Source organism: Corallococcus sp. CA049B, from assembly GCF_003611685.1.
GTDB lineage: Bacteria > Myxococcota > Myxococcia > Myxococcales > Myxococcaceae > Corallococcus > Corallococcus coralloides.
This window is the reverse complement of record NZ_RAWC01000140.1, coordinates 1-23,339: the sequence shown is the minus strand read 5'-3', so window position 1 is coordinate 23,339 and position 23,339 is coordinate 1. Positions and strand designations below refer to the sequence as shown.

21 protein-coding genes and 1 pseudogene are annotated in these 23,339 nt (G+C 71.9%); 9 read left to right on the top strand and 13 right to left on the bottom strand.

The window, feature by feature from the left end; genetic code table 11:
* Both D7W82_RS26140 and D7W82_RS26135 read right to left on the bottom strand, forming a co-directional pair.
* Positions 1-293 (bottom strand): hypothetical protein (locus tag D7W82_RS26140; protein WP_199727830.1); only part of this gene is annotated, 293 nt, incomplete at its 3' end.
* A 2-nt stretch (positions 294-295) separates the two neighbouring features.
* The gene (locus D7W82_RS26135; RefSeq protein ID WP_120620952.1) at positions 296-616 is read right to left on the bottom strand and encodes a hypothetical protein; all 321 of its coding nucleotides are present in this window, start codon (positions 614-616) and stop codon (positions 296-298) included.
* 110 nt (positions 617-726) lie between these two features.
* Between D7W82_RS26135 and nrfH the strand changes: the two genes are divergently transcribed.
* Both nrfH and D7W82_RS26125 read left to right on the top strand, forming a co-directional pair.
* Positions 727-1,245, top strand: a complete 519-nt coding sequence (nrfH, locus tag D7W82_RS26130; RefSeq protein WP_014400156.1) for a cytochrome c nitrite reductase small subunit — start codon at positions 727-729, stop codon at positions 1,243-1,245.
* On the top strand, positions 1,242-2,639 hold the full coding sequence (locus D7W82_RS26125; protein ID WP_120620950.1) for an ammonia-forming cytochrome c nitrite reductase subunit c552: 1,398 nt from the start codon (positions 1,242-1,244) through the stop codon (positions 2,637-2,639). The genes nrfH and D7W82_RS26125 overlap by 4 nt, the downstream gene beginning before the upstream one ends.
* Before the next feature lie 7 nt (positions 2,640-2,646).
* Here the strand turns inward: D7W82_RS26125 and D7W82_RS26120 are convergent, their stop codons facing one another.
* From D7W82_RS26120 to D7W82_RS26090, 7 genes are all read right to left on the bottom strand, one after another.
* Positions 2,647-4,089: a hypothetical protein gene (locus D7W82_RS26120; RefSeq protein ID WP_147439537.1), complete on the bottom strand. Its 1,443-nt coding sequence runs from the start codon at positions 4,087-4,089 to the stop codon at positions 2,647-2,649.
* A 319-nt stretch (positions 4,090-4,408) separates the two neighbouring features.
* Entirely contained in the window at positions 4,409-5,653 is a 1,245-nt protein-coding gene (locus tag D7W82_RS26115; RefSeq protein ID WP_233587934.1) for a hypothetical protein, read from the bottom strand.
* Positions 5,654-5,661: 8 nt separating this feature from the next.
* On the bottom strand, positions 5,662-5,973 hold the full coding sequence (locus tag D7W82_RS26110; RefSeq protein WP_120620947.1) for a 4a-hydroxytetrahydrobiopterin dehydratase: 312 nt from the start codon (positions 5,971-5,973) through the stop codon (positions 5,662-5,664).
* A 75-nt stretch (positions 5,974-6,048) separates the two neighbouring features.
* Positions 6,049-7,533: a glycerol kinase GlpK gene (glpK, locus tag D7W82_RS26105; protein ID WP_120620946.1), complete on the bottom strand. Its 1,485-nt coding sequence runs from the start codon at positions 7,531-7,533 to the stop codon at positions 6,049-6,051.
* A 214-nt stretch (positions 7,534-7,747) separates the two neighbouring features.
* The gene (locus D7W82_RS26100) at positions 7,748-7,984 is read right to left on the bottom strand and encodes a hypothetical protein (RefSeq protein ID WP_120561032.1); all 237 of its coding nucleotides are present in this window, start codon (positions 7,982-7,984) and stop codon (positions 7,748-7,750) included.
* A 384-nt stretch (positions 7,985-8,368) separates the two neighbouring features.
* Entirely contained in the window at positions 8,369-9,352 is a 984-nt protein-coding gene (locus D7W82_RS26095) for an SDR family NAD(P)-dependent oxidoreductase (RefSeq protein WP_120620945.1), read from the bottom strand.
* Between the two features lie 210 nt (positions 9,353-9,562).
* The gene (locus D7W82_RS26090; protein ID WP_158617728.1) at positions 9,563-11,155 is read right to left on the bottom strand and encodes a transposase; all 1,593 of its coding nucleotides are present in this window, start codon (positions 11,153-11,155) and stop codon (positions 9,563-9,565) included.
* 482 nt (positions 11,156-11,637) lie between these two features.
* Between D7W82_RS26090 and D7W82_RS26080 the strand changes: the two genes are divergently transcribed.
* A complete protein-coding gene (locus tag D7W82_RS26080) occupies positions 11,638-12,051 on the top strand; it encodes a DUF6194 family protein (protein ID WP_120620943.1) in 414 nt (137 codons plus the stop codon).
* Position 12,052: 1 nt separating this feature from the next.
* Here D7W82_RS26080 and D7W82_RS26075 read toward each other — a convergent pair whose 3' ends face one another.
* The 3 genes from D7W82_RS26075 to D7W82_RS26065 are packed head-to-tail and all read right to left on the bottom strand — an operon-like array spanning position 12,053 to position 16,521.
* Entirely contained in the window at positions 12,053-13,252 is a 1,200-nt protein-coding gene (locus tag D7W82_RS26075; protein ID WP_120620942.1) for a lipocalin-like domain-containing protein, read from the bottom strand.
* Between the two features lie 3 nt (positions 13,253-13,255).
* The gene (locus tag D7W82_RS26070) at positions 13,256-15,796 is read right to left on the bottom strand and encodes an FtsX-like permease family protein (protein ID WP_120620941.1); all 2,541 of its coding nucleotides are present in this window, start codon (positions 15,794-15,796) and stop codon (positions 13,256-13,258) included.
* Entirely contained in the window at positions 15,793-16,521 is a 729-nt protein-coding gene (locus D7W82_RS26065; RefSeq protein WP_120620954.1) for an ABC transporter ATP-binding protein, read from the bottom strand. The genes D7W82_RS26070 and D7W82_RS26065 overlap by 4 nt, the downstream gene beginning before the upstream one ends.
* A 223-nt stretch (positions 16,522-16,744) precedes the next feature.
* On the opposite strand from D7W82_RS26065, the gene D7W82_RS26060 reads away from it, so the two are divergent.
* Entirely contained in the window at positions 16,745-18,865 is a 2,121-nt protein-coding gene (locus D7W82_RS26060; RefSeq protein ID WP_120620940.1) for an ATP-binding protein, read from the top strand.
* Here the strand turns inward: D7W82_RS26060 and D7W82_RS26055 are convergent.
* Positions 18,816-19,640, bottom strand: coding sequence for a carboxylesterase (locus tag D7W82_RS26055; RefSeq protein ID WP_233587935.1), 825 nt, complete (start codon positions 19,638-19,640; stop codon positions 18,816-18,818). The genes D7W82_RS26060 and D7W82_RS26055 overlap by 50 nt on opposite strands.
* Before the next feature lie 70 nt (positions 19,641-19,710).
* Between D7W82_RS26055 and D7W82_RS26050 the strand changes: the two genes are divergently transcribed.
* From D7W82_RS26050 to D7W82_RS26030, 5 genes and pseudogenes are all read left to right on the top strand, one after another.
* Positions 19,711-20,004: a DUF3467 domain-containing protein gene (locus tag D7W82_RS26050; protein WP_120561043.1), complete on the top strand. Its 294-nt coding sequence runs from the start codon at positions 19,711-19,713 to the stop codon at positions 20,002-20,004.
* 57 nt (positions 20,005-20,061) lie between these two features.
* Positions 20,062-20,814 carry a hypothetical protein gene (locus D7W82_RS26045; protein ID WP_120620938.1) on the top strand — a complete coding sequence of 251 codons (753 nt, stop codon included), beginning with the start codon at positions 20,062-20,064 and terminating at the stop codon, positions 20,812-20,814.
* A 43-nt stretch (positions 20,815-20,857) separates the two neighbouring features.
* The gene (hemF, locus tag D7W82_RS26040; protein ID WP_120620937.1) at positions 20,858-21,757 is read left to right on the top strand and encodes an oxygen-dependent coproporphyrinogen oxidase; all 900 of its coding nucleotides are present in this window, start codon (positions 20,858-20,860) and stop codon (positions 21,755-21,757) included.
* Positions 21,757-22,278 (top strand): hypothetical protein, encoded by a 522-nt coding sequence (locus D7W82_RS26035; RefSeq protein ID WP_120620953.1) that lies wholly within the window; start codon positions 21,757-21,759, stop codon positions 22,276-22,278. The genes hemF and D7W82_RS26035 overlap by 1 nt, the downstream gene beginning before the upstream one ends.
* Before the next feature lie 174 nt (positions 22,279-22,452).
* A pseudogene (locus D7W82_RS26030) lies at positions 22,453-23,339 on the top strand (hypothetical protein); the annotation flags it as partial.

Genomic DNA, 23,339 nt, shown 5'->3' with positions numbered 1-23,339 from the left:
GGGCGGGGGGCGGGGAAGAGGTAGTTCAGCGGCCTTGTGTTGACGAGGATGCCGCTGGTGGCGGGCGCCTTGGTGAAGGACCAGCCGCCTCCCAGGCCGCGGATCTCCAGGCGCTCGGTGAGCGCGCGCTGGATGAGCCCCTGAAGGCCCACGGTGGTGTCGAGGTAGCCCGGCACCGTGGACTGGGAGGCCTCCGCGTTCCAGACGTCCACCAGCAGCTCCAGCTTCTGGGTGTAGCTCTGGTGCCAGTTCTGCCAGCGCTTCTGGCTGCTCTCGTGGATGACAGGGGGCATGGCTACCGCACCCCGAGGTCGCCGGGCGCCGGCTGGGCCTTCGCGCAGCGCCACTCCACCCGCTGCGGCATGGCGAGGCCGAGCGTCAGCACGCTGATGAGCGCGAAGCCCACGTTGGTGCTCTGGGTGACCTCCGCGAGCGCCTGGCCCTGGCAGTTGTCCACCCGGGGCCGCTCCTGGACGAGCCCCCAGCCCAGGGACCAGAGGACCTCGCCCTGCGGTTCGGTGGCGCTGGCCCCGGCGGCGCCGGGCGCCTGGACGCGGTAGTGCGCGCAGGCCGCGCTCAACCCCAGACACAGCAACGCCGCCGCACGCTTGGACATGCCCGAGCATGGGGCCTGCCAGAGGGGTGGGACCACGCGGCCGGCGGTCGTGGAGGTCTGTCTGTCACTTCACGCGCACGCGCCCGGGCGATCCAGGTAGGGTGCCCCATGTGCTCTTCGCATCCCGCACCGTGCTGGCCGTGACCCTCGGGATCGCCATCGGTGTGGCGGTCGGGCTCGGTGGCTTCACCTTCGCGTACGCGAAGGGCTCGTCGTACCTGCGGGACGACCCCGCCGCCTGTGCCAACTGCCACATCATGAACGAGCAGTACGACGGCTGGCGCAAGAGCAGCCACCACGCGGTGGCCACCTGCAACGACTGCCACACGCCCGCGGGCTTCCTGCCCAAGTACTACACGAAGGCGAGCAACGGCTTCTGGCACTCGTTCTACTTCACCACCGGCACCTTCCCGGACCCCATCCGCCTGCGTCCGGGCAACCGCGTGGTGACGGAGAACGCGTGCCGCAAGTGCCATGCCTCCATCGTGGAGGCCATCGAGACGCCCCCCACGGGCCATGGGCAGGTGGCGCCCGGCGAGCAGCTCCAGTGCCTCACCTGCCACAACTCCGTGGGTCATCCCGAAGGGTCGGGGAACCCCGAGCTCATCCGTAAGGAGATTGCACGATGACCGAGCCCGAGAAGGCTCCGGAGAAGCGCCGGCTGTTCAGCGGCATCAGGCTCGTGGTGGCGGTCGCGGTGGTGGCGGCGCTGGCCTCGGCGGGTGTCACCGCGCTCCTGGTCAACATCATGGAGCGCAAGCAGGAGGCGAAGAACCCCTTCTACCGGGTGGTGGAGCTCGACGACACCCTCACGGACCCCGCCGTGTGGGGGAAGAACTTCCCGCTGCAGTACGACGGCTACAGGCGCACGGTGGACCAGAAGCGCACCCGCTACGGTGGCAGCGAGGCGGTGGCGCGCACGCCCACCCAGGCGGATCCGCGCTCGGTGGTGGCGCAGAGCCGGCTGGAGGAGGACCCCCGCCTGGTCACGATGTGGAGCGGCTACGCCTTCGCCACCGACTTCCGCGAGGAGCGCGGCCACGCGCACATGCTGGAGGACCAGGTCTTCACCCAGCGGCAGCAGGTGACGCAGCAGCCGGGCACCTGCATCCACTGCCACGGCAGCGTGTACGTGCCCTACAAGAAGCTGGGGGACGGGGACCTCATCAAGGGCTTTGAGAAGATGAACCAGATGCCCTTCGCCGAGGCGCGCAAGCTGGTGGAGCACCCGGTGTCCTGCATCGACTGCCACGACCCCACCACGATGCAGCTGCGCGTCACGCGCCCCGGCTTCATCGAGGGCATCGCCGCGCTCAAGGCCAGCCAGGGCGTGCCGGACTTCAAGGTGAACCAGGACGCCACCCGCCAGGAGATGCGCACGTACGTGTGCGGGCAGTGCCACGTCGAGTACTACTTCAAGGGGAAGGAGAAGCGCCTCACGTACCCCTGGGCCAAGGGCATCAACATCGATCAGATCATGGCCTACTACGACGAGGACGGGCACGCCGACTGGACCCACGCCCTCACCGGCGCGAAGGTCCTCAAGGCGCAGCACCCCGAGTTCGAGATGTACAACCAGGGCATCCACGCGAAGAGCGGCGTGGCGTGCGCGGACTGCCACATGCCCTACCAGCGCGAAGGGGCGATGAAGATCAGCGACCACCACGTGCGCAGCCCGCTGCTCAACATCAACCGCGCCTGTCAGACGTGCCACAAGTGGAGCGAGGCGGAGCTGCTCGAGCGGGCGGAGACGATCCAGACGCGCACCTTCCAGACGCGCAACATCGCCATGGACGCGCTGGTGGACCTCATCCACGACCTCCAGCGCGCCCAGAAGGCGGGAGCGCCCGAGGAGTCACTGGCCAAGGCGCGCGACCTGCAGAAGCGCGCCCAGTTCTACCTGGACTTCGTGGAGGCGGAGAACTCCATGGGCTTCCACGCGGACCAGGAGGCCGTGCGCATCCTGAGCAACTCCATCAACTTCTCACGCCTGGGCCAGAACGCGCTGCGCCCCGTTCCATAGCGCCCGCCTAATACTTCACGCGCACCAGGAAGACGTCGCCGCGCGTGGGCTTGAACTTGTCCACGCCGAAGTCGGTGACGCGGTCGGTGTAGCCGAACAGCACCGCGTCGCCGTCCGGCATCAACGTCACCGCCGGCACCGCCTCCACGCCGTACAGCTCGCCGCGCGCTTCCGGCGCGGTGCCCAGGAAGAGGCGCGAGGCCAGCGGCTGTCCCGCGGGGTCGAAGCGCTGGGTGAAGAGCTGCGCGGACCCCAGGCCGTCCGTGCTCGAGGCGCCGTTCTCCAGCCACGAGTACGTGTAGCCCACCACCAGCACCTCGCCGGTGGAGTGGATGGCCACGCCCTGCACGGACGCGTCCACGCCCAGGTCGCGCGCCCAGCGCTCGGTGCCGTCCGCGCCCGTCACCACCACGAAGGGGCTGGGGCTGGAGGCGCCCTTCAGCGACGCGCCCGCCCAGGAGAAGCTGCCCTGGAAGTCGCCGCCCGCCACCACGTCACCGGCGGTGTCGCGGCTCACGTCCCGGACGCTGCCCTTCACGCCGGGCCGCACCTTCGCCCAGCCGAGCGCGCCGTTCCGCCGGTACAGCGCCACGAACGGGCTGCCCGAACCGGAGCCCTGCGTGACGTTGGTGCCGAAGCGCACGGTGCCCGTGTAGCGCCCCGCCACCGCCACGCTGCCGTCCGCGCCGGGGGCCAGGGACAGGGGCTCGGCGCCCGCGCCCTCGGACTCCGCGCTGCCCACGGCGAAGGCGTGCTCCGCGGTGCCGTCCGCCGTGAACACCGCCACGCCGGCCGAGGCCCCCTTCACCTCGTTGCCCAGGTCCACGGAGGCCGGCGCGGTATAGGCCACGTACAGCCTTCCCTCCGCGTCCGCCGCCACGTCCTTCACCGTCAGCTCGCCGGGCACCCGGTGCGCCCAGAGCGTCGCGCCGTCCGCGGACAGCCTCGCGATGATGGCGCCATTGCTGAGCTTGCCGGTGCCCAGGTCCACAGTGCCCTGGATGTTGCCGGCCAGGAGCATGCCGCCCGCGCCATCCGCCGCCACGCGGACGTGCACGTCGGCGCGCAGCTCCACGGGCGTGGGGTCCACGCGCACGTCGTACGCGTGGGTCCACAGCGTCTGCCCCCCGCCGGAGCGCCGCGTGAGGACCAGCTCCACGGCGTCATCCGTGGGCGTGCGCGCGTCCAGGTCGTCGTAGCCGTGCACGGCGGCGGTGAAGAGGTCGCCCGTGGTGGCGTCCGCCGCCAGGTCCAGCGCCAGGTCGTCCTGCGCGGCGCCCTCCTTCGCGAACCACAGCGTGGCCCCCGAGGCGGGCGGCAGGGCCTCCGGCTCCTTCACCGGAGGCGGCTGGGTCTGGGGGTTCTCATTGCCCGGCGGCGTCTGCGTGCCGCTCCCCGGGGGTGGAAGCTCGCCGGGGATTGAAGGCTGCTCCTCGGGCGGGCACCCCATCTTCGAATCCTGGCAGGTGTCCGGATCAGGCTTCTCAGCCCCACCTCCGCACCCCCACCCTCCGCCAACCGCGAATCCCAGCACCGTCGCTCCAACGACGGTCCGGCGCCACCCCCGCCCCAGATACATGGAATCCCCTCCGTGTACGGCAGGGTTCGCATGCCATCCCACCCCGGCAAATACGGCGCGGAAGGTTGCTCGGCCGCCCGCTGCCGGACGGCGGAGGTGTCGCGCGGGTGGGGCTTACGGCGCCGTGGATGGGCGACGCGAGCACCCACGGAGGTCCTCCAAGTTACCCAACGCGGCGCAAAGCCAGCCACTACCGCCAGAAGCCGATGGAGACGCCCCAGTTGGAGTAGCGGCTCGCCAGGTCGAACGACGCGGTGAGGGACCAGTCCTCCCAGTAGCGCAGCACGAACAGCTCGAAGCCGCCGGTGAGGTGCGGCCGGGGGTTGCGGTCCCGGAAGGGGGACGGCTCCAGCCACGTGCCCGCGCGCAGGCGCAGGAGGCCCGGGAAGGTGTCCCATTCGGCGCCCAGGCGCGGCTGGAAGGTGGGGGTGTCGCCCACGGGCTGGGGCTCCGTGGTGATGGCCAGCGAGCGCGACGCCACCGCGTTGCTCACGCTGGAGATGAGGTCCACCTGCGCGGTGATGAGCCACCGGCCCGCCAGCGCGTCGCGGGGCTCCTCCTCCGGCACCGGCAGTGCGTCCCCGTCCACCTGGAGCTGCCGCCGGGCGGCGGGGGACAGCCGGTTGTAGCGGTGCGCGCCCTCGCCCAGCCGCCAGCTGGCGCCCAGGGACAGCACCGCGGGGGACACCACGGCCGCGTAGATCTGGCGGCCCGCGATGAAGGGGCTCTGGCCGTCGTCACGGCGCCAGCCCGCCACCACCTCCGGGCGCACCGCCACGCCAATGCGGTAGGGCCGCCCGTGCGGACGGAAGAGCATGTCCACCGCCACGCCGGTGTCGCCGTAGCGCCAGGACTGGTCGCCCAGCTCACTGAAGCTGGCCTGCGCGGAGAAGATGCCCAGGGACAGGATGAAGTCGTCCTGGCCAAAGGCGATGGAGCCCGCGAGCGTGGACTGGGTGAGGGAGACGCGCAGCTTCTCGCCCTCGCCCCGGCAGCCCTGGGTGAGGCAATAGCCCGTGCGGCTGTTGCGCCACAGGAAGCCGATGCCGAAGCGCTTGTATTGCAACATCAGCGCGCCCAAGAGCTGGCGGCTGTCCACGGATTCGTCGGCCAGGCCGTCGTTGTCCACGTCCCGGCGCTTGGTGCCGGTGAAGGGCAGGTCCAGCCAGGACAGGGTGACGCCCAGGTCCCAGTCGCGCTCCAGCGACGGGCTGCGCTGGGCCAGGGCGGCCAGGTTGCTGGACACGCCCGCGGCGCCCTCCGCGATGCCCACGTAGGCGCCGCCCAGGCCCACCACGCGCGCCGACCCCAGCAGCGCGCCGGAGTTGAAATACAGACGTTCCGGACGGGGCTCCGTGGGAGCGTCGTCCTGGGCCAGGGCCGGGAGCGCGGCGAGGGACACCGCGCACGCCAGGGCCGCCAGGGTGCTGCGCACGCCGTGAATCACCGGACGGCGGCCCCTTCGCTGAAGAGGCGGTCCGCCTCCGCCGCCAGGGCGGTGTCGCGGGGCGTGAGGCCGCCCGCGTCGTGCGTCACCAGCGCCAGCGTCACCTTGCGCCACCGGATGTCGATGTCCGGGTGGTGGTCCGCGGCCTCCGCGGCCTTCGCCACGCGCTCCACGAAGGCGATGCCCTCCAGGAACGAGGGCGCGTCGTAGGTGCGGCGGATCATCCCGCCCTCGTGCTTCCAGGCGGGGTGCTGGGTGAGGAAGGTCTGGAGCGCATCCGGGGAGAGCAACGTGCGGTCGTAGGCCATGGCGGCCGTTCTACCCGCTCCCCCGCCCGATGGAAGCCCCGGCGCGTTCAATGCGCCGGGCTCCAGTGTCTCATTTCACGCGCGCGAAACCGCCTGCTTCCACTTTTCCAGGTGGCGCGCGCGCACCTCCGGCTTCATCTTCGGCTTGAAGGTCCGGTCCGCCTTCCACGCGCGGCGGATGGCGTCCGGGCTGGTCCACACGCCCGCGCCCAGGCCGCCCAGGAAGGCCGCGCCCAGGGCCGTGGTCTCCAGATTTCGCGGGCGGACCACCGGCACGCCCAAGAGGTCCGCCTGGTACTGCATGAGCAGGTTGTTGGCCGCGGCGCCGCCGTCCGCCTTGAAGACGGGGATGTCCCGCCCGCTGTCGCGGCGCATGGCCTCCGCCAGGTCGTGGATTTGGAGGGCCACGCCCTCCAGCGTCGCGCGCGCCAGGTGCGCCACGGTGGTGGAGCGGTCGATGCCGGCGAACAGGCCGCGCGCCTCCGGGCGCCAGTGCGGCGCGCCCAGGCCCGCGAGCGCCGGGACGAAGACGACGTCGCCGGAGTCCTTCACGCTGGCGGCCAGCGCCTCCACGTCCGGGGCCTTCTTGATGACCTTGAGGCCGTCTCGCAGCCACTGCACGGCGGCGCCCGCGATGAAGGAGCTGCCCTCCAGCGCGTAGTGCGTGGTGTTGCCCAGCTTCCACGCCACGGTGGTGAGCAGCCCCGCGGTGGAGCGCACCGGCTGGGTGCCGGTGTTCATGAGCAGGAAGGCGCCGGTGCCGTAGGTGCACTTGGACTCGCCGGGCTCGAAGCACGCCTGCCCGAAGAGGGCCGCCTGCTGGTCGCCCGCCATGCCCGCGACGAGGATGCCGTCCGGCAGGCTGCGCATGCCGCGCGTGGTGCCGTACACCTCCGCGTTGCCCCGGATCTCCGGCAGGCACGCGCGCGGCACCCCCAGGAGCGAGCACAGCTCGTCATCCCAGTTGAGCGTGCGCAGGTCCATGAGCAGCGTGCGGCTGGCGTTGGACACGTCCGTGACGTGGGCGACGCCGCCGGTGAGCTTGTGGACGAGCCACGAGTCCATGGTGCCGAAGCACACGTCGCCCTTCTCGGCGCGCTTCTTCGCGCCCTTGAGGTGCTGGAAGAGCCAGGTGAGCTTGGTGCCGGAGAAGTAGGGGTCCAGCACCAGGCCGGTGACTTCGCGCACGCGGGGTTCGACACCCTGGGCCTTGAGCCGCTGGCAGATGTCCGCGGTGCGGCGGTCCTGCCAGACGATGGCGCGGGCCAGGGGCTCGGAGGTCTCCCGGTCCCAGAGGCCCGTCGTCTCGCGCTGGTTGGTGATGCCCACCACGGCGATGTCGCGGCCGGTGAGGCCCGCGTCCTTGAGGGCGCGGGCGATGCACCACTCGCTGGTGTTCCAGATGTCGATCAGGTCGTGCTCCACCCACGACGGCTTGGGGAAGTGCTGGGGCAGCTCCTTGTAGGAGCGGCCCACCACCTGCAACCGGGTATCGAGGATGGAGACGTGGGTCCCCGTGGTGCCCTGGTCCAGCGCCAGGACGTATTTCGCCTTCGCCATGCGTGCGGAGCCTCTTTCGTCGGCCAGTGGCCGGACACTTAAAGGGGACCCTACTCCAAGCGGAGGCGCCCGCACCCACGGCGCGTGCGGGATGTCAGGCACCGGGAGCAGTCCGTGGAACGCTCCCGTGCCCGCGTGGGGGTGCCGTGACGGAGCGCCTTGCCGGGGGAAGTCCACGGTACTTCCCGGCGCTGCCGCGCGCGGCGACCCGCTTTCAGTAACCCGTGACCCGCGAGCGGTTGTTGAAGTAGCGGCGCAGGCCGTAGGCGCCCAGGCCCGCGAGAATCATCCGGCCCAGCGAGCCGCCCGCGCCGGAGGACCTGCGCCCCCGGTACCCGTAGCCAATGGGACGGCGGCCGTAGGCGCTGCGTCCGCGGTTCCAGCCACTGCCCTTGAAGACAGTCCGTTGTGACGCGCCCAGCGCGCCCAGCAGGTTGGATAGCAATGCCATGGTGTCACTCCGTGGTGAGAGGTACGGGGCCCATGCGTCCTCGGCGGGGGTCGGACCCGTGAAGGATGCGCGTGCGTTGAAAGGTGGGCCTTACGCCGTGTGTCGACACCCCGTGTCGAACAGGAGGCACGAAAGCCCGTGTCCCGGGCCGGAGGGCAGGCGGGCGGGCTGGGAACACGGTCGCTACGGGAACGGCGCGGATCCGGATGCATGGGATTGGAGCGCCCCAGCAGTGGCCGCCTGCCCATCGAACGGAAGCCCTGGCCAGGTGAGGCAAGGCCCACCCGGTTCCCCGCTCCGGAGGGCGTCTCCAGATTTCAGTCCAGGAAGCCGCGACACGCATGGGGGTCCGTCATCCCTGTGGGGCGGACCCCCATGTTCTTTTCAGGCGCGAGGAATGTGTCCCTGCTCCCGCAGGAAGCTCACGGTGCGGGCCACTCCGTCCGGGAGCGGGGTGGGGCGGAAGGCCAGCTCCCGCTGGGCCCTGGCCGCGTTCACGCGGGCCTCCCAGCGCATGAAGGACAGCTGGCCGGGTGCGACGAGCGGCGTGAAGGGGAATACGCGCGCGAGCGGCGCGGACACGCGGGCCAGGGCCTCCATCAGGAAGACGGGCGCGACGGCGGGCGGCTTGCCGGCCCCCGCGGCCTGGTGGATGGCGAGCGCGAGGTCCGCGTTGCTGACGAACTGGTCCGCGACGAGGTATCGCTCGCCGTTGACGCCGCGTTCGGCGGCGGCGAGGTGCACGTCGGTGCAGCCGTCCACGTAGACCACGGACATGCCGCCCGGCGGGAGCAGCGGAGCCTTCTTGTTGAGCAGCTGGATGAAGAAGGAGTTGAGCCCCACGTGCACGGGGCTGGGGCCGTAGACGGCGGCCGGGTTGACGTAGACGACGTCCAGGCCCTGCTGGCGGATGGCCTCCACGGCGCGCTCGGCGTCCTGCTTGGAGCGCTCGTAGACGGTGGGCTTGGGGTGCGGGTCGATGTGCGCTTCGGTCAGCTCGCCGCCCCGGGCCGCGGCGAAGACATCCATGGTGGAGGTGTAGACCACGCGGCGCACCTTCGCGGCGTGCGCGGCGGACAGGACGTTCACGCTGCCCTGGCGGTTCACCCGGTCGAAGATGGAGTCGTCCCGGTGCCACTGCTCCGGCATGCCCGCGGCGTGGAAGACGAGCTCCACGTCATGCATGGCGGCGGGCAGGGTGCCCGGCGACGTGACGTCACCCTGGAAGAGCTGCACGGAGGATGGGAGCAGCTTCGAGGCGCGGGCCAGGTCCCGCACGAGCGCGCGGACGGAGGCGCCCTGCTTCACGAGCCGCTGCGCGATGGCGTTGCCGATGAGGCCGGTGGCCCCGGTGACGAGGACTTTCATGGGACCGGCAATCTAAGCCCCCGGGCCTCCAAGCTGTACACCGCCGGTCCGACACGGCTCCAACCGCTCCGCCTGTCGAGCAGGTCCGCGCGGCTCGAATGGGGTGGCCGCTCCCCGGCCGCGGTCCTCCAAAACCTGTCGGACAGTCGGACAGGTTTCGCTGCGGCCCGGCCGGAACGGTGGCCCCCAAGGCACAGGGTGCCCAACTTGTCAGACAGTCGGACCGGTTTGCCGGCGGTCCGGATGGAGCGGTCGCCCGGAAGCGCGGAGGTCCAAACCTGTCGGACAGGAGGTCTGCGCGGAATAGCGAGGCCAACTGGCTGGCTGCGAAGCAACAAGGGAGGCGGGGGCGTGGAGCACGATGCGGACGCAACAAAGCCGGCTGCACGTCAGCAGTCGGCGGATGTTGTGGGCCAGCAGTTTGAGGAGGACTTCGGCCCGGACGGTGGGGGGATGGCGGGAGCTGAGACGACGGAAACGCATGTCGTGCTCCAGCGAGGCGAAGACGGGCTCCACGGTGGCGATGCGCTGGTTGTAGCGGGCGACGGCCCCCCGCTGCGACATGCGCTGGAGCATGGCCTGGCGAAAGCGCTCGTAGTCCCAGCGCACGGTCAGCTTGCGGTACGGGCCCCGGGTACAGCGCGCCCGCTGAGGGCAGTCGGCACACCCGACGCCGGAGTAGACGTCGCACGAGTCGAAGTCATTGCGCACCGGCCCCCGCATGGTGCGCCCCGCCGGACACACCACGGCGCGCTTGGAGGGCTGAAACTCGAAGGCCTCGCGCCGTAGCATGCCGGGCTCATTGGCCAGCGGGCCCGTCGGGGAGGACTCCTTGAGCAGCACGTCCACCCAGTCGCGGTTGAGCGCGGCGAAGCGCAGGTCCTCCTCGCTCCAGTAGCCCGCGTCCCCGGCCACCTGAAGCCGCGCCGAGGCGGGCAGCCCCACCTGCCGCAGCACGCGCCGCGCCTCCTGGAGGGCCTGAGCCAGGTGGCCCTTGTCATTGCCCGAGGCCGACAGCAGCACGCCCACCACCAGCCGCTGCCGCACCCCACTGGAAACCACCGTCACCCGGTGGCCCGGGTGCACCCCATTGCCAGGGAACTGCATCAGCCCCGCGCAGGGGTTGCTGAGCACCACGGTGGCGGCCCCTCGTTGCTGGCACAAGAGGACGGCCTGCTGGTGGCGCTGCACCTGGTCCTCGTGGTGCTTTTGCGCTGGCTCCGACAGCGCACGGACGTCCACCTGGGCCAAGGCCTCGAGGCGCTTGAGCGAGTGCTTGTGCACGCGCACCTGGCGGCCGCTGGCGTGCGCCCGCAGCCGCACGCTATCGACGGCCAGGGCCTGCTCCTCGACGAGGCCGTCCTGGTAGGCCCACCGGACGGTTTCTTCCAGCGCCTGCTGCAAGCAGGGCCCCTGGCTGGCTCGAAACCGGTTGAGCACCGAGCGGCTGATGGCATGGCCCGCACTCAAAAGTCGCAGCGCCATGTCCGTCTGGAGTGCATGCGCCAGCTGCGTGCCCTGGTGGATGCCCACGAGGCTGGCGTACACCCAGAGCGCCAATACCTCGCGCGGCGCATACCCCTTCTGGCCCAAGGCCGAGTAGCCCGCCTCCATCCGCGTCAGCTCGAAGCGCTTCACCAGCTTGCGCACCTTCCGGGCCAGGTGCTCCCGCGGCACCAGTCGCTCCGCCGCGGCGAGCACCTCCTTCTCCGCGGCCTTGAAGCGCGGCGTCGGGTCCCTCGCGACGCGGCGCCTGCTCGTCTGCTTCGCTGGCCCGCTGGCGGCTTCTTCTTGTGCTGTCACCCTTCCTCTACGCGACGCGCAGGATTGCTTATTCCGCGCAGACCTCCAGTCGGACAGGTTTCCACGGCTCGGGTGGCGCGACCGTCCCGAAGCGTGCGATCTGAACTTGTCGGACCGTCGGACAGGTTTCCGAGACTTGGATGGCGCGGTGCCCCCCGAGTGCAGTGGCCCCAACCTGTCGGACAGTCGGACAGGGTTCGCTGAGGCCTGAATGCGGCGAGCGCCAGGGACCGGGAGCTTGAAGCGGCGGGCGTGGAGCTGGTGCGTGGGGGCATGGGTGACCGGAGTCGCGGCCATCCCGGCGCTGCGGCGGCTGGCACCGGGCCTGCTCACGTTCGACGCATGGCTGGAGCGCGGGGGCGCCGCGGCGCTCCGGGAGCGCTTCGCGGCAGCGTGACCTGGGAGTCCACCGCGCACCGCCCGTCCCCTGTTGTCGCCGTGCGTGCTAAGTCACGCACGGTTCAAGCTCGGGGGAGTTCGCCATGACGGGAGCCATCAGCCTGGAAGCGCTGGCGGAGTACATCCAGGATGCGTTCAGGGACGTGCACGTGGACACCAGCACGCCGGACCTCTTCTTCTTCGCCGGGGACGAGCGGAAGTTCCCCTTCGCGACCATCGTCACGCGGGACACCGAACTCGACCACCACTCGGAGCTGGACCGCGATGGCGTGTTCCGGCTGAACCTGGGCTTGAGCAAGGAGAGCTTCCAGAAGCTGTTCCCGGAGCCCGACCCGAACGTGGACTACGCCGACCTGGACGTGCTCCTGCCGCACCCGACCTACGCGCGCATGTTCTGGCTGAGCGTGCTCAACCCCAGCCACGAGACGCTCCGGCTGCTGCGCCCGTACCTGAAGGAGGCCCACGACCTCCAGGTGAAGCGGGCCGCCCGGGGCTGAGTCACGGCGTGCGGCCGCGGACGGTCTCCTCGCTCCGGGGCGCGTCCGCGTACCCCGTCATCTCCAGGTAGCCGCGCCCCTGCACGGGCCGGCCCTCGCGCGTGCCGTCCACCGTCACCGCGCCCTCCCAGTAGCGCACCAGCACCGGCAGCTCCTGGTCCGGCAGCTTCGGCGTCACCGTCAGCTCCAGCGACACCTTGGGGACCTGGACGCGCCAGCCCGCCGGGTACTCGCCGCCGCGCGGGCTCTTCCAGGTGCCTCGCGGCTCCAACCGCATGTCGTCGGCGGTCAGGTGCACGGCCTCACCCGTCTTGGGGACATACGTGCCCGCGCTGAAGGCGTCTTTCGAACCGTCCTTCTTGCGCAGCTGGTAGAGCATCAGCTCGCTGCCATCGGAGAGCTGGAGCGCGAACCAGTCCCAGCCCACCTGGTCGCCACTCAGCGCGCTGGTGCTCCACTCGCGGTCCATCCAGCTCTCGCCCTTCACCTGCACCGTCTGCCCATCCACCGACACCGTGCCCCGCGAAGGCATGCGCGGCATCGAATAGTAGTAGGACGCGTTGCCCCGCTCCGGGCCCTTCTGGCTCAAGCCCTTGTCACCCTGGAGCACCGGCGGCTTGCCCTCGTCCAGCGTCAGCTCCAGCGTCACCCCGTCGCCCTGCGCGCGCAGGTGCATGGGCCACGTGCCGCCCGTGCCTTCGCCGCGCACGTCCCAGTCCTGAAGCCAGACATGGAAGGGCGCCCCGTCCGCGCCCGCCAGCCCCTGGGCCGCGCGGCTGAAGCGCTCGGTGACGTGGAACTTCCCCGCGCTCACATCCGTGAGCGTGAAGTGCCCCATGAAGACCTGCCGCGTGCTCCAGCCGGACTCACGCTTCGGCTGCTCTGGCGACAGCGCGCTGCGGAACAGCGTGAACTGGTAGCCGAAGGCGCGCCCGTCCTGCGTCTCCAGATTTCCCGTCCAGTACCACCACTCGGTGCGGAAGTCGGGGTGGGGGCCGTGGTCCTCCGGGAAGTGGAAGGGCCGGGGCTCCATCGCGCGCGCGTAGCCCTCCGTCCCGCCGTCTCCGCCCATCGCGGACGCGACCGTCATGCCGCCTGTGTTCGCGGGCCCGGTGTCCTCCGTGTCCCGCAGCACTAGGCCCACCGCCACGCCCAGCGCGGCGAGCACCAACACCACTCCAATGACGAGTCCCCGCCCCATGCCTCACTCCTCCCGCAGCGCCATGGCCGGGTTCGCGCGCGCCATGCGCCACGCCGGGTACAGCCCCGCGAGCGCCGCCGCCACCAATGCCAGCACCAGCGCCTGTACCACCACGCCCGGCGCCACCACCAACTGCAACGTCCACCCGAACGAGCGCTGGTTGATGACGTGCACCAGTACGTAGGCCAACGCCAGACCCAGCGGCACGGAGAACAACCCCGCGAGCAAGCCCAGCAGGCCCGTCTGCAACGACACCATGCCCCACAGCTGTCCCGGCGTGAGGCCCGTCGCGCGCAGCACCGCGAACTCGCGCGCCCGCTCCAACTGCAACGACATCAGCGCGCTCAGCACGCCCACGAACGCGACGCCAATGGCCAGCAAGCGCAGCACCTGCGTGATGGTGAAGGTCCGGTCGAACACCTCCATCGACGCCTGCCGCAGCGCCCGGTTCGCGCGCACGTTCAATGCCTGCTCACCGCCCGCGCGGTCGCGCACGCGGGCCACCAGTTCGTCCACGTCCTGCCCGGGCGCGGCGAAGAGGGACAGGCCGGACACGCCCCGATCCTCGTACCAGTGCTCATACGTGGCGCGCGGCATCAGCACCGTCCCCACGTCCGAGCCGTAGTCGAAGTACACGCCCGCCACCCGGAAGTCGTGCGGCCCCTTGTCGGTGGCCACGCGCAGCGTGTCTCCCGCGTGCACGTCCCGGTGGAACGCGAAGGGCTCCGACACGATGAGCGCGTCCGTGGACGCGTCCAGCTGCCGCCACACGTCCTCCGCGCGCCCTTCCTTGAAGCGGTACGTCCGCTCGTGGCCCTTCGCGAAGTCCACCGCCAGCAGGTCCGTGTCCACGTCGTTGATGCGCACGTGTATGACCCGGATGGAGCCGCTCGCCTCGACACCCGGCGTGGACCGCAGCTTCTCCGCGAGCCCCGGCACCAGCGACGAATCCCCGCGCCGCGCCACCAGCGACGGCGGCGACACGAACACGTCCGCCTGCAACGCGGACTCCAGCCACGCGGCCACCGTGCCGCGGAAGCTGGACACCATCAGGCCCACGCCCACCGTCGTCGCCACCGCGACCATCAGCGCCGCCAGCGCCACCGCCGTGCGCGACAGGCTCGCCGTCACGCCGCGCGCCGCCATGCGTCCCAGCGGGCCGAACAGCGCACCCAGCGGCCGAGCCGCCGCCTTCGTCAGCTTCTCCGTCACCCAGGGCACCAGCAGCGAGCTGCCCAGCAGCACGCCAAAGAGCCCCGCATACGCCGGCATCAGCGCCTGCGTGGGCCACGCGAGCACCGCCGCCGAGAGGGCCAGGATGAGTAACCCCAGCACCGCCAGCTTCGGCGCCCGGTTGCGTGACACGTCCTCCACCGTCGAGCGCCGCAGCGCCGTCACCGGTGCCGCCCGCGCCGCCTCCCACGCGGGCACCAGCGCCGCCAGCACCGTCGCGCCCAGACCCAGACTCAGGCCCTTGATGAGCGTGAACGGCTCCAGGGACAGACGCCGCACGTTCACCACGAAGTACAGGTCGTTGATGGTGCGGGTGATGAGCCCCACCAGACCGCTGGCCATCAGGATGCCCAGCAGCAGCCCCGCCGCGGTGCCCACGATGCCCAAGAGCAGGGCTTCGCCCAGCACCACCGCGAACAGCTCTCCGCGCGTCACGCCCACCGCGCGCAGCCGGCCCAGCATCCCGCGCCGCTGCACCACGGAGAACGTCATCGTGTTGTAGATGAGGAACATCCCCACCACGAGCGCCAGCAGCGACAGCGCGGTGAGGTTGGTGCGGAACGCCCGCGTCATCTGCTCCACCGTGCCCGCGCGTCCGGACGTCTGCACCAGCTCCGCGCCAGGGGGCAGCGAGGCCTTGAGCGCCGCGGCCTGCGCCTCTCCGCCCTTCAAGCGCAGGTCCACGCGCGTCAGCCGGCCCTCCAGGCCCAGCACCTCCTGCGCGGTGGAGATGTCCGCGATGAGCAGCGACTCCAGCGCGCGCTCCGTCGTCTCCTGCGAAGGCGTCAGCAGCGCCGACACGCGCAGCTCCCGCCGGAGCCCCGTCACCGTCACCGGCAGCGTGTCCCCGGCCTTCACGCCCAGGCTCCGCGCCGTCTTCGCGCCCATCACCACCGTGCCGGGCCGCGTGAGCAACGCGCCGACGTCCCCCACCGCGCCGCCCGTGGAGAAGTCCCGGAAGGGGGCCTCCGCGAACGGATCCAACCCCAGCAGCGTGAGCGTGCGGTGGTTGCCGCCCTCCACCTGCACGAAGCCCTGCACCACGGGCGCCGCGTCCGGTGCGTCCGGCCGCAGCTTCAGCGCCGTGTAGACACCCTCCGGCAGGCCGGACGTGCCGCCGATGAGCTGATGCGTGGCGCGGCCCGCGACGACGTCCGTGGACTGCTCGAAGGCGCGCAGCGCGCTGCCGCTCGCCAGGTCGATGGACACCACCACCGCCACGCCCATCGCGATGCCCAGCAGCGACAGCGCCGTGAGCCACGGGTGCCCGCCCAGGTGCCGCAGGCTGGAGCGTGCGAGCAGCGCCCTCATGGCGTCCCCCGTCCGCGCGCGCCGCCGGGGCGCTCCACCAGGCGTCCGTTCTCCATCGTCAGCACGCGGTCCGCGCGCTCCGCCATCGCGGGCTCGTGCGTGACGATGAGCGCGCATGCGTGGCCCTGCCGCGTGAGCCCTTCCAGCAGGTCCAACACCTGGCCGCCCGTCTCCTCGTCCAGGTTGCCCGTGGGCTCGTCCGCCAGCAGCAGCGGCGGGGCGTGGGCCAGGGCTCGCGCCACCGCCACGCGCTGCTGTTCTCCGCCAGAGAGCCGGTCCGGGAAGCTGTTCGCGCGCGTGCCCAGGCCCACGCGCTCCAGCAGCTCCCGCGCGCGCGCGCTGGCCTCGGCGCTCGAGCGGCCGAGCAGCTCCAGCGGCAGCCGCACGTTCTCCTCCACCGTCAGCGTGGGCAGCAGGTTGAACGCCTGGAAGATGAAGCCGATGCGCTCGCGGCGCAGCAGCGTGCGGTCCCGCTCCGGCAGGCGCCCCAGGTCGCGGCCCTCCACCAGGATTTCACCGTGCGTCGCCTGGTCGATGCCGCTGATGAGGTTGAGCAGCGTGGACTTGCCGGAGCCGCTGCGGCCCAGCAGCACCACGAACTCCCCACGGTGCAGGGCGAGCGACGTGCCGGAGAGCACCTCGCGCACGGAATCCCCTTCCGCGTAGGACTTGGTGACGGCGCGCAGTTCGACGAGGGGCCGCGAATCAGGAGGAGAGGAGGGCATGCCGGGCATCCGACATAGCCGATGCCCGGCCTCCGGGAGCGTTTCCCCGCCCGACCCGGAGGGATGCCCGCTACTGGACGCCAGCAGCGCCAGGGAGCGCTCAACCCATGACACCTGGCAGGTCGTCCGGGTTGCTTTTCGTGCGTGCCGGCACGTCCCGGTGTTTGATGTCCGCCTCTTCTCGCCGGAGGCCTTGCCTTCCGCGGGGTAGGGGGGGCCACACATGAATGAAGCCCAGGCCGGGTGGGTCGCGGCGTCCGGCGGTGTGCCCCCGCCGCTGCATGAGCTGCTTCAGCAGCTCCCTGCCTTCTTCGGCCTCTACCGCGGCCCCGGCCACCACATCGAGTTCAGCACCTCCACGCGCCTGACGCTGCTCGACACGCGAGGCCAGGTGGGCATTCCGCTGCGCGAGGCCTGCCCCCAGCTGGGAGGCCCCGGCTGGCACGAGGCCTGGGACCGCGTCTTCGCCACCGGAGAAGCCCTGCACCTGCGCGAGGCCTCCGCCCGCGCGCGCACCGCCGACGAGGAGTTCTTCTTCAACCTGTCCCTGCTGCCGCGCCGGGACGCCCAGGGGAAGGTGGAGGGCGTGCTCGCCTTTGCGGTGGACGTGACGGAGCTCGTGCGCACCCGCCGCGCCGCGTGGACCACCGCGGCCTGGCGCACCGAACGCCTCCAGGCGATGACCGCCGCGCTCTCCGAAGCGCTCACCCCCGCGCAGGTGGTGGAGGTGGCCGCGCGCGAAGGCGCCATCGCCATGGGGGCCCTCACCGGCCTGGTGGTGGTGCCCGCGGGCGCGGCCCTGGACGTCTTCGAGCGCGCCGCCGCGCATGGCTTCGCTCCCGGGGAGCTGGAGGGCTGGCAGCGCTTCGAGGTCTCCGCGACCTGTCCCCTCACGGACGTGACGCGCACCCGCGAGCCCTGCGCGCTGGGCTCGTGGACGGAGTGCATGGCGCGCTACCCCAGGCTCGCGCAGCTGTCCCGCGAGCGGACCCTGGCGGCGTGGGCGTCCGTGCCGCTGGTGAGCGGCGGGCGCGTGTTCGGTTCGCTGGGCCTGGGCTTCGGCGACGCGCGCGACTTCGACGCGCCGGAGCGCGCCTTCCTGCTGACGGTGGGCCGCCTGTGCGCGCAGGCGTTGGACCGCGCGCGCCTGTACGACGAGGAGCGCGCGGCCCGGAGCGTCGCGGAGGCCGCCAGCCGCGCCAAGGACGCGTTCCTCGCCACGGTGTCCCATGAGCTGCGCACGCCGCTCACGTCCATCCTCGGCTGGTCGCAGATGCTGCGGCAGGGCCTGCTGGGTGAGGACAAGCGCCAGCGCGCGGTGGAGGCCATCGAGCGCAACGCCCGCGCGCAAAGACAGCTCATCGAGGACCTGCTCGACATCAGCCGCATCGCCAACGGCCGCCTGCGCCTGGAGCCGGTGCCGCTGGAGCTGGGCCACGTGGTGGAGGCGGCGCTGGATGCCGTCAGGCCCACGGCGCTCGCGCGCGAGCTGACGCTCGATGTCTCCGTGGACGAGGATGGCGTGCCGCTGTTCGGCGACCCGGACCGCTTGCAGCAGGTGGTGTGGAACCTGCTCTCCAACGCCATCAAGTTCACCCCGCCCGGCGGCCACGTGACGGTGTCCGCGCGCACGCGCGACGAGGGCGCGGAGCTGGTGGTGCGCGACGACGGCGAGGGCATCCCCGCTGACTTCCTGCCCTTCCTCTTCCAGCGATTCCAGCAGGCGGACACCGGCGTGAGCCGCCAGCACGGAGGCCTGGGCCTGGGCCTGTCCATCGTGCGGCACCTGGTGGAGCTGCACGGCGGCACCGTGACGGCCGTCAGCGACGGGCTGGGGAGGGGCGCCACGTTCACCGTCGTGCTGCCCCGCTCGCGCGTGGGCACGGCCCCGGGCGCCTTGCGCGTGCCGCGCCCCGTGGAGGGCCTGACGCTGCCGCGCTTCCCGGAGCTGGAGGGCCAGCGCGTGCTGGTGGTGGATGGTCAGCCGGACGCGCGCGAGTGGATGTCCGTGCTGCTCACCCGCGTGGGCGCGCACGTGCTCACCGCCACCAACGTCACCGACGCCATGGATGAAGTGCGCCGCTCCCCGCCCACCGTGCTGGTGACGGACGTGGCGCTGGCCGGCGAGGACGGCTATTCGCTCCTGTACCGGCTGCGCGCGCTGCCCTGGGAGTCCGGAGGGGGCGTGCCCGCGCTCGCCGTCACCGCCGCCGCGCGCCGCGAGGACCGCGACCGCGCCCTGCGCGCGGGCTTCAGCGCCTTCGTCACCAAGCCGCTCGACGCGGTGGAGTTGCTCACGGCGGTGGCGCGTCTTGCCCCTCCGCCCCATCCGCCGGGCTCCTGAGGGCCTCCTCCGCGCGCCACGGCTGGAAGAAGTCCCCCACCTCCCGGGCGAGCCGCGCCCCGCACACGTCGCGCGGGATGATGTGGAAGCCCTCCGGATAGGCCACGTGCCGCACCGCCGGACACGCCTTCATCCGCCGCGCGAGCCAGCGTCCGCCCTCCGGGTCCACCACGTGGTCCTGCTCCGCGGTGGCCACCAGCACTGGACAGCGCACCCGGGGCGCGTCCGCCAGCGCCAGGTCCTGCAACCTGCACAGGTCGCGCAGCCGGGCCACCGGGAACGCGGGCAGCACCGGCGCCTTCGCCAGCACTTCCGGGTCGGAGATGTCCGTGCCGCCCTTGTCCACCCACGGCGTGGTCCATTCGAGCAGCGGCGTTCTGCACAGCTGTCGCACCAGCGCCATGCGCGCGCCCCGGAAGCGCACCGCGGGCGCCACCAGCGCGAGCGCGTGCACCGCTTCCGGTTGATGCGCGGCCAGCCGCAACGCGAGGAGCGCGCCCATGGACAGTCCGGCGACGAACACGCGGCGGTGTCCGGAGAGCGACGTCAGCGCCTCGTCCGCGCAGGCCTGCCAGTCGCGGAAGTCCACGTGCAGCATCGCCTCCGGCGTGGTGCCGTGGCCCGGAAGCCTGGGCGCCACCACGCGCATCCCCCGCGCCGCCAGGGCCTCGCCCAGGGGACGCACCTCCCAGGGACTGCCGGTGAAGCCATGCAGGAGCAGGCAGGCGTCCGGCCCCCGCCCCAGCGCGAAGGGCGCGGTGGACTCCCCGTCGATGTCCCGCCAGCGCGTGCTCACGGGGAGGACACTGGCCACGGCGGGCCCCAGGCGCTATGCCGCCTGACTCATGGCCGACACTCCGACGAAGCCCCCTGAAGTGCAGCTCCAGGTGCAGATGACCGAAGAGGTGTCCAATGGCCAGTACAGCAACCTGGTCCTGGTGAATCACACGGACTCGGAGTTCGTGTTGGACTTCCTCTACGTCCAACCGCAGCAGCCCCTGGCCCGCGTCCGCTCGCGCATCATCACCAGCCCGCGCCACGCCAAGCGGCTGCTGAAGGCCCTCCAGGAGAACGTGCAGCGCTACGAGGCGCGCTTCGGCACCATCCCCCTGGAGGAGGACGAAGGCCCCAAGCACTGAAGGGCCGGGTCCGCTGGGACTTTCCCTCCCGGCCCTTCCCGGCGCACACTGCGCGGCATCGTGTTCCGAGTCCTCGTGTTCGCCGCTGCCCTGCTGTCCGCCGTCAACGCCTCCGCCCAGTGCACCGGGGACGGAGTGCAGCTGTATCCCGCGCCCGGCGGCATCGTCCCCACCAACATGCGCATCCTGCTGGAGGGCGTGGGCACCGCGAAGTCGCCGGTGCTGGGACTGGTGGGCAAGCCGCTGAAGCTCGTCTCCACCGACCACGAGGTGAAGCTCAAGGTCACCAAGGGCTGGGAGAGCTCCCTGGGCCGCGCCACCGTCATCCTCAAGCTGGCGGAGCCCATGAAGCAGGACAAGCGCTACTTCCTGAACCTGCAGGAGGTGCTCCCCAACATCGCCCTCCTCAACGGCCAGGTGGGCGCGCAGCCGTCATGGCTGAGCGGCAAGGGACCGGACTCCAAGGCCCCCAAGTGGGTGAAGCGCCCCGCCGTGTCGGAGGGCTTCGTGCGTCGCTCGCCCCAGGGCATCGCGCGCTTCGTGAAGCTCAACCTCGCGCTGCGCGAGGAGAGCCCCGCCTTCCTGGTGGTGAAGCTGTCGCCGCGCCGGCTGGGCATCTCTCCCCAGCAGTACCTGCTGCCCGTGCAAGGCAATACGGCTTATCTGGGCCATGAGGCCTGCGGTGGGGCGTTCTCCCTGGAGGACGGGCGCAGCTACCGCGCGCGCATCGAGGCCTTCGACGCGGCGGGCAACCTGGCGCCGTCCACGCCTCCCGTGGACTTCGAGGCCCCGTCCGCCCGGGGCCCCTAGTAGTGTGTCCGCCCGTTCAAACCGAAACAGGGAGACGACGGGCATGACGGCGACGGTGGATGTGGAGGGTTTGAAGGGGCGCATGGCCGCCTTCATCCAGAAGCTCCAGGACGACATCTGCGGAGCGCTGGAGGAGCTGGACGGCCAGGGCCGCTTCCGCGAGGACGCGTGGAGCCGCCCCGGCGGCGGTGGCGGCCGCAGCCGCGTGCTGGAGGATGGCGCCGTCCTGGAGAAGGCGGGCGTCAACATCTCCATCGTCCACGGCGAGCTGGAGGAGGCCTTCGCCAGGAAGCTCCAGGGCGAGGGGCGCACCTTCTGGGCCGGCGGTCTGTCGCTGGTGCTGCACCCGAGGAGCCCGCATGTGCCCACGGTGCACGCCAACTACCGCTTCATCCACCAGGGCGGGCGCGCGTGGTTCGGCGGAGGCGCGGACCTGACGCCGTACTACCTGGACGAAGCGGACGCGGCGCACTTCCACCGCACGCACAAGGCCGCGTGCGACGCGCACGACCCCACGTACTACCCGCGCTTCAAGGCCGCGTGCGATTCGTACTTCCACCTGCGCCACCGGGGCGAGGCGCGCGGCGTGGGCGGCCTCTTCTTCGAGAACATGGGCGGTGACCTGGAGCGCGAGTTCGCCTTCGTGCAGGCGTGCGGCAACAGCTTCATCCCCGCGTACCTGCCCATCGCGCGGAAGCACAAGGACACGCCGGTGACGGAGGAGCAGCGCTACTGGCAGGAGGTGCGCCGGGGCCGCTACGTGGAGTTCAACCTCGTCTACGACCGGGGCACCATCTTCGGCCTGGAGACGCAGGGGCGCACGGAGTCCATCCTCATGTCGCTGCCGCCGCGCGTGCGCTGGCGCTACGACCACCACCCGGAGCCCGGCACGCCCGAAGCCCGGCTGGTGGAGGTGCTGCGCAATCCCCGGGAGTGGGCCTGATGTCCTCGTCGCCGGAGCCTGGGGCGCCCGGCCCCGCGCGCCCGCGCAACACGGCGGTGCGCACGGGCATCGCCGTCACCGTCTTCGCGGCGGTGGTCGCCACCGCCCTGTTCATCGTCCGGCTGTCGGCGATGAAGGGCTCCGGAGTCGTCTCACCGGAGCAGGTGGCCACCGAGGCCCGCGTCCAGGTGCTGGCCCTGTGCGACGCGGTGCAGGGCTTCCGCGACGAGCACGGCGACTACGTGTCCATCGCGCCCGCTCCCGCCCCCGTGCCCCAGCGGGGCGAGGCCGTGCCCTTCCCCAAGGACCACGAGGACTTCCGCCGCATCGGCTTCGACCCCGGCCCCTCCGTTCACCTCCAGTACGAGGTGCGGGTGGAGGAGAGCCCCGTGGGTGAACCGGAGGTGTCCTGCTTCGCCCGCGCGGACACGGACGGGGACGGCCTCAACGCCGTGTACCGCGTCCGTCTGGATGCCAACGGGATGACGACCCCCGTGGAGGTGGAGCGCGAGGGCGAGTAGCCCCCCATGCAACTCGGGGTTCTCGTTGTGAGAGAATCCCTCGTGATGGGAAACGTCGGCGACATCCGCGGCCCCCGCGCAGGAGGTCCTCCCGGCCCTGGTGGTCCCCGCTCCGGCGGTGGGCGCTCGGGGCCCGCGACCTCGTCGCCGGCGTCTCCGTTCCGCGATGACGGGATGGAGACCTCCACCCCCACCACCTCGCCCGGTGACCGCACCCGCATCGGGGCTCCGCCCGTGGGGCTTCCGCCGGAGGCCGACGGCGGCGCGCGTCTGGAGCCGGGAGGAGAGCCCGGAGCAGAAGGGCTCCCTGGCGGCGAGGGGCTGGAGACCGGCGGCGAGCCCGGCCTCCCCGGCGACGAAGGGCTGGAGGCCGGTGACTCCCCGGAGGGCGGCGACGCGGACGGCACGCCGCAGGAGGCGGGCGCGCGCTCGGCCCGCGTGGGCGTTCCCAACCGGGGCCCGCTTCCCCCTCGCACCGACAGGGGCGGCGGGACGACGCGCGCGCCCCGCGCGGACGCCGGCACGGGCTTCGAGTCCCCCGGCACGGCCACCCAGGGGCCCCGGCGCAAGGGCACCGACGGCTTCCGGACGCCCGGCTCCGCCCCCACCACCGCCAGCCCCTACCTGGGCGCGGGCGAGGCGCGCGGGCCGGTGCTGGACGTGGAGTCGCTCCTCCCTGCGGACCTGAACGACCTGGAGAGCCACCTCGCGGTGGGCAAGCGCTTCGCGTCGGACGGGGCGCTGCTGGCCGCGCAGGTGCGGCCCTCGTCGCTGCCCTCGTCGGACCGGGTGGCCCGCCTGTGGGCCTTCTTCGCCGCCTACGCGGAGGCCGCCGCGCAGCACCCGCCCGCCGCGGAGGGCAAGGCCGCCTTCGAGCAGGCCCTCAAGGACCAGGGCTTCGCCGGCCTCCAGGACGCCCACACCGGGCAGAACGGCGTGGAGGCCGGGAAGTGGGTGATGGACGCGCCCACGCCGCAAGAGGCCCGCGAGCGCGCGGACGCCGTCCGGCTGGAGCCCCCGCCCGACGTGCGCCACTCCGAGCAGGCCGCCCCGCTCACCCC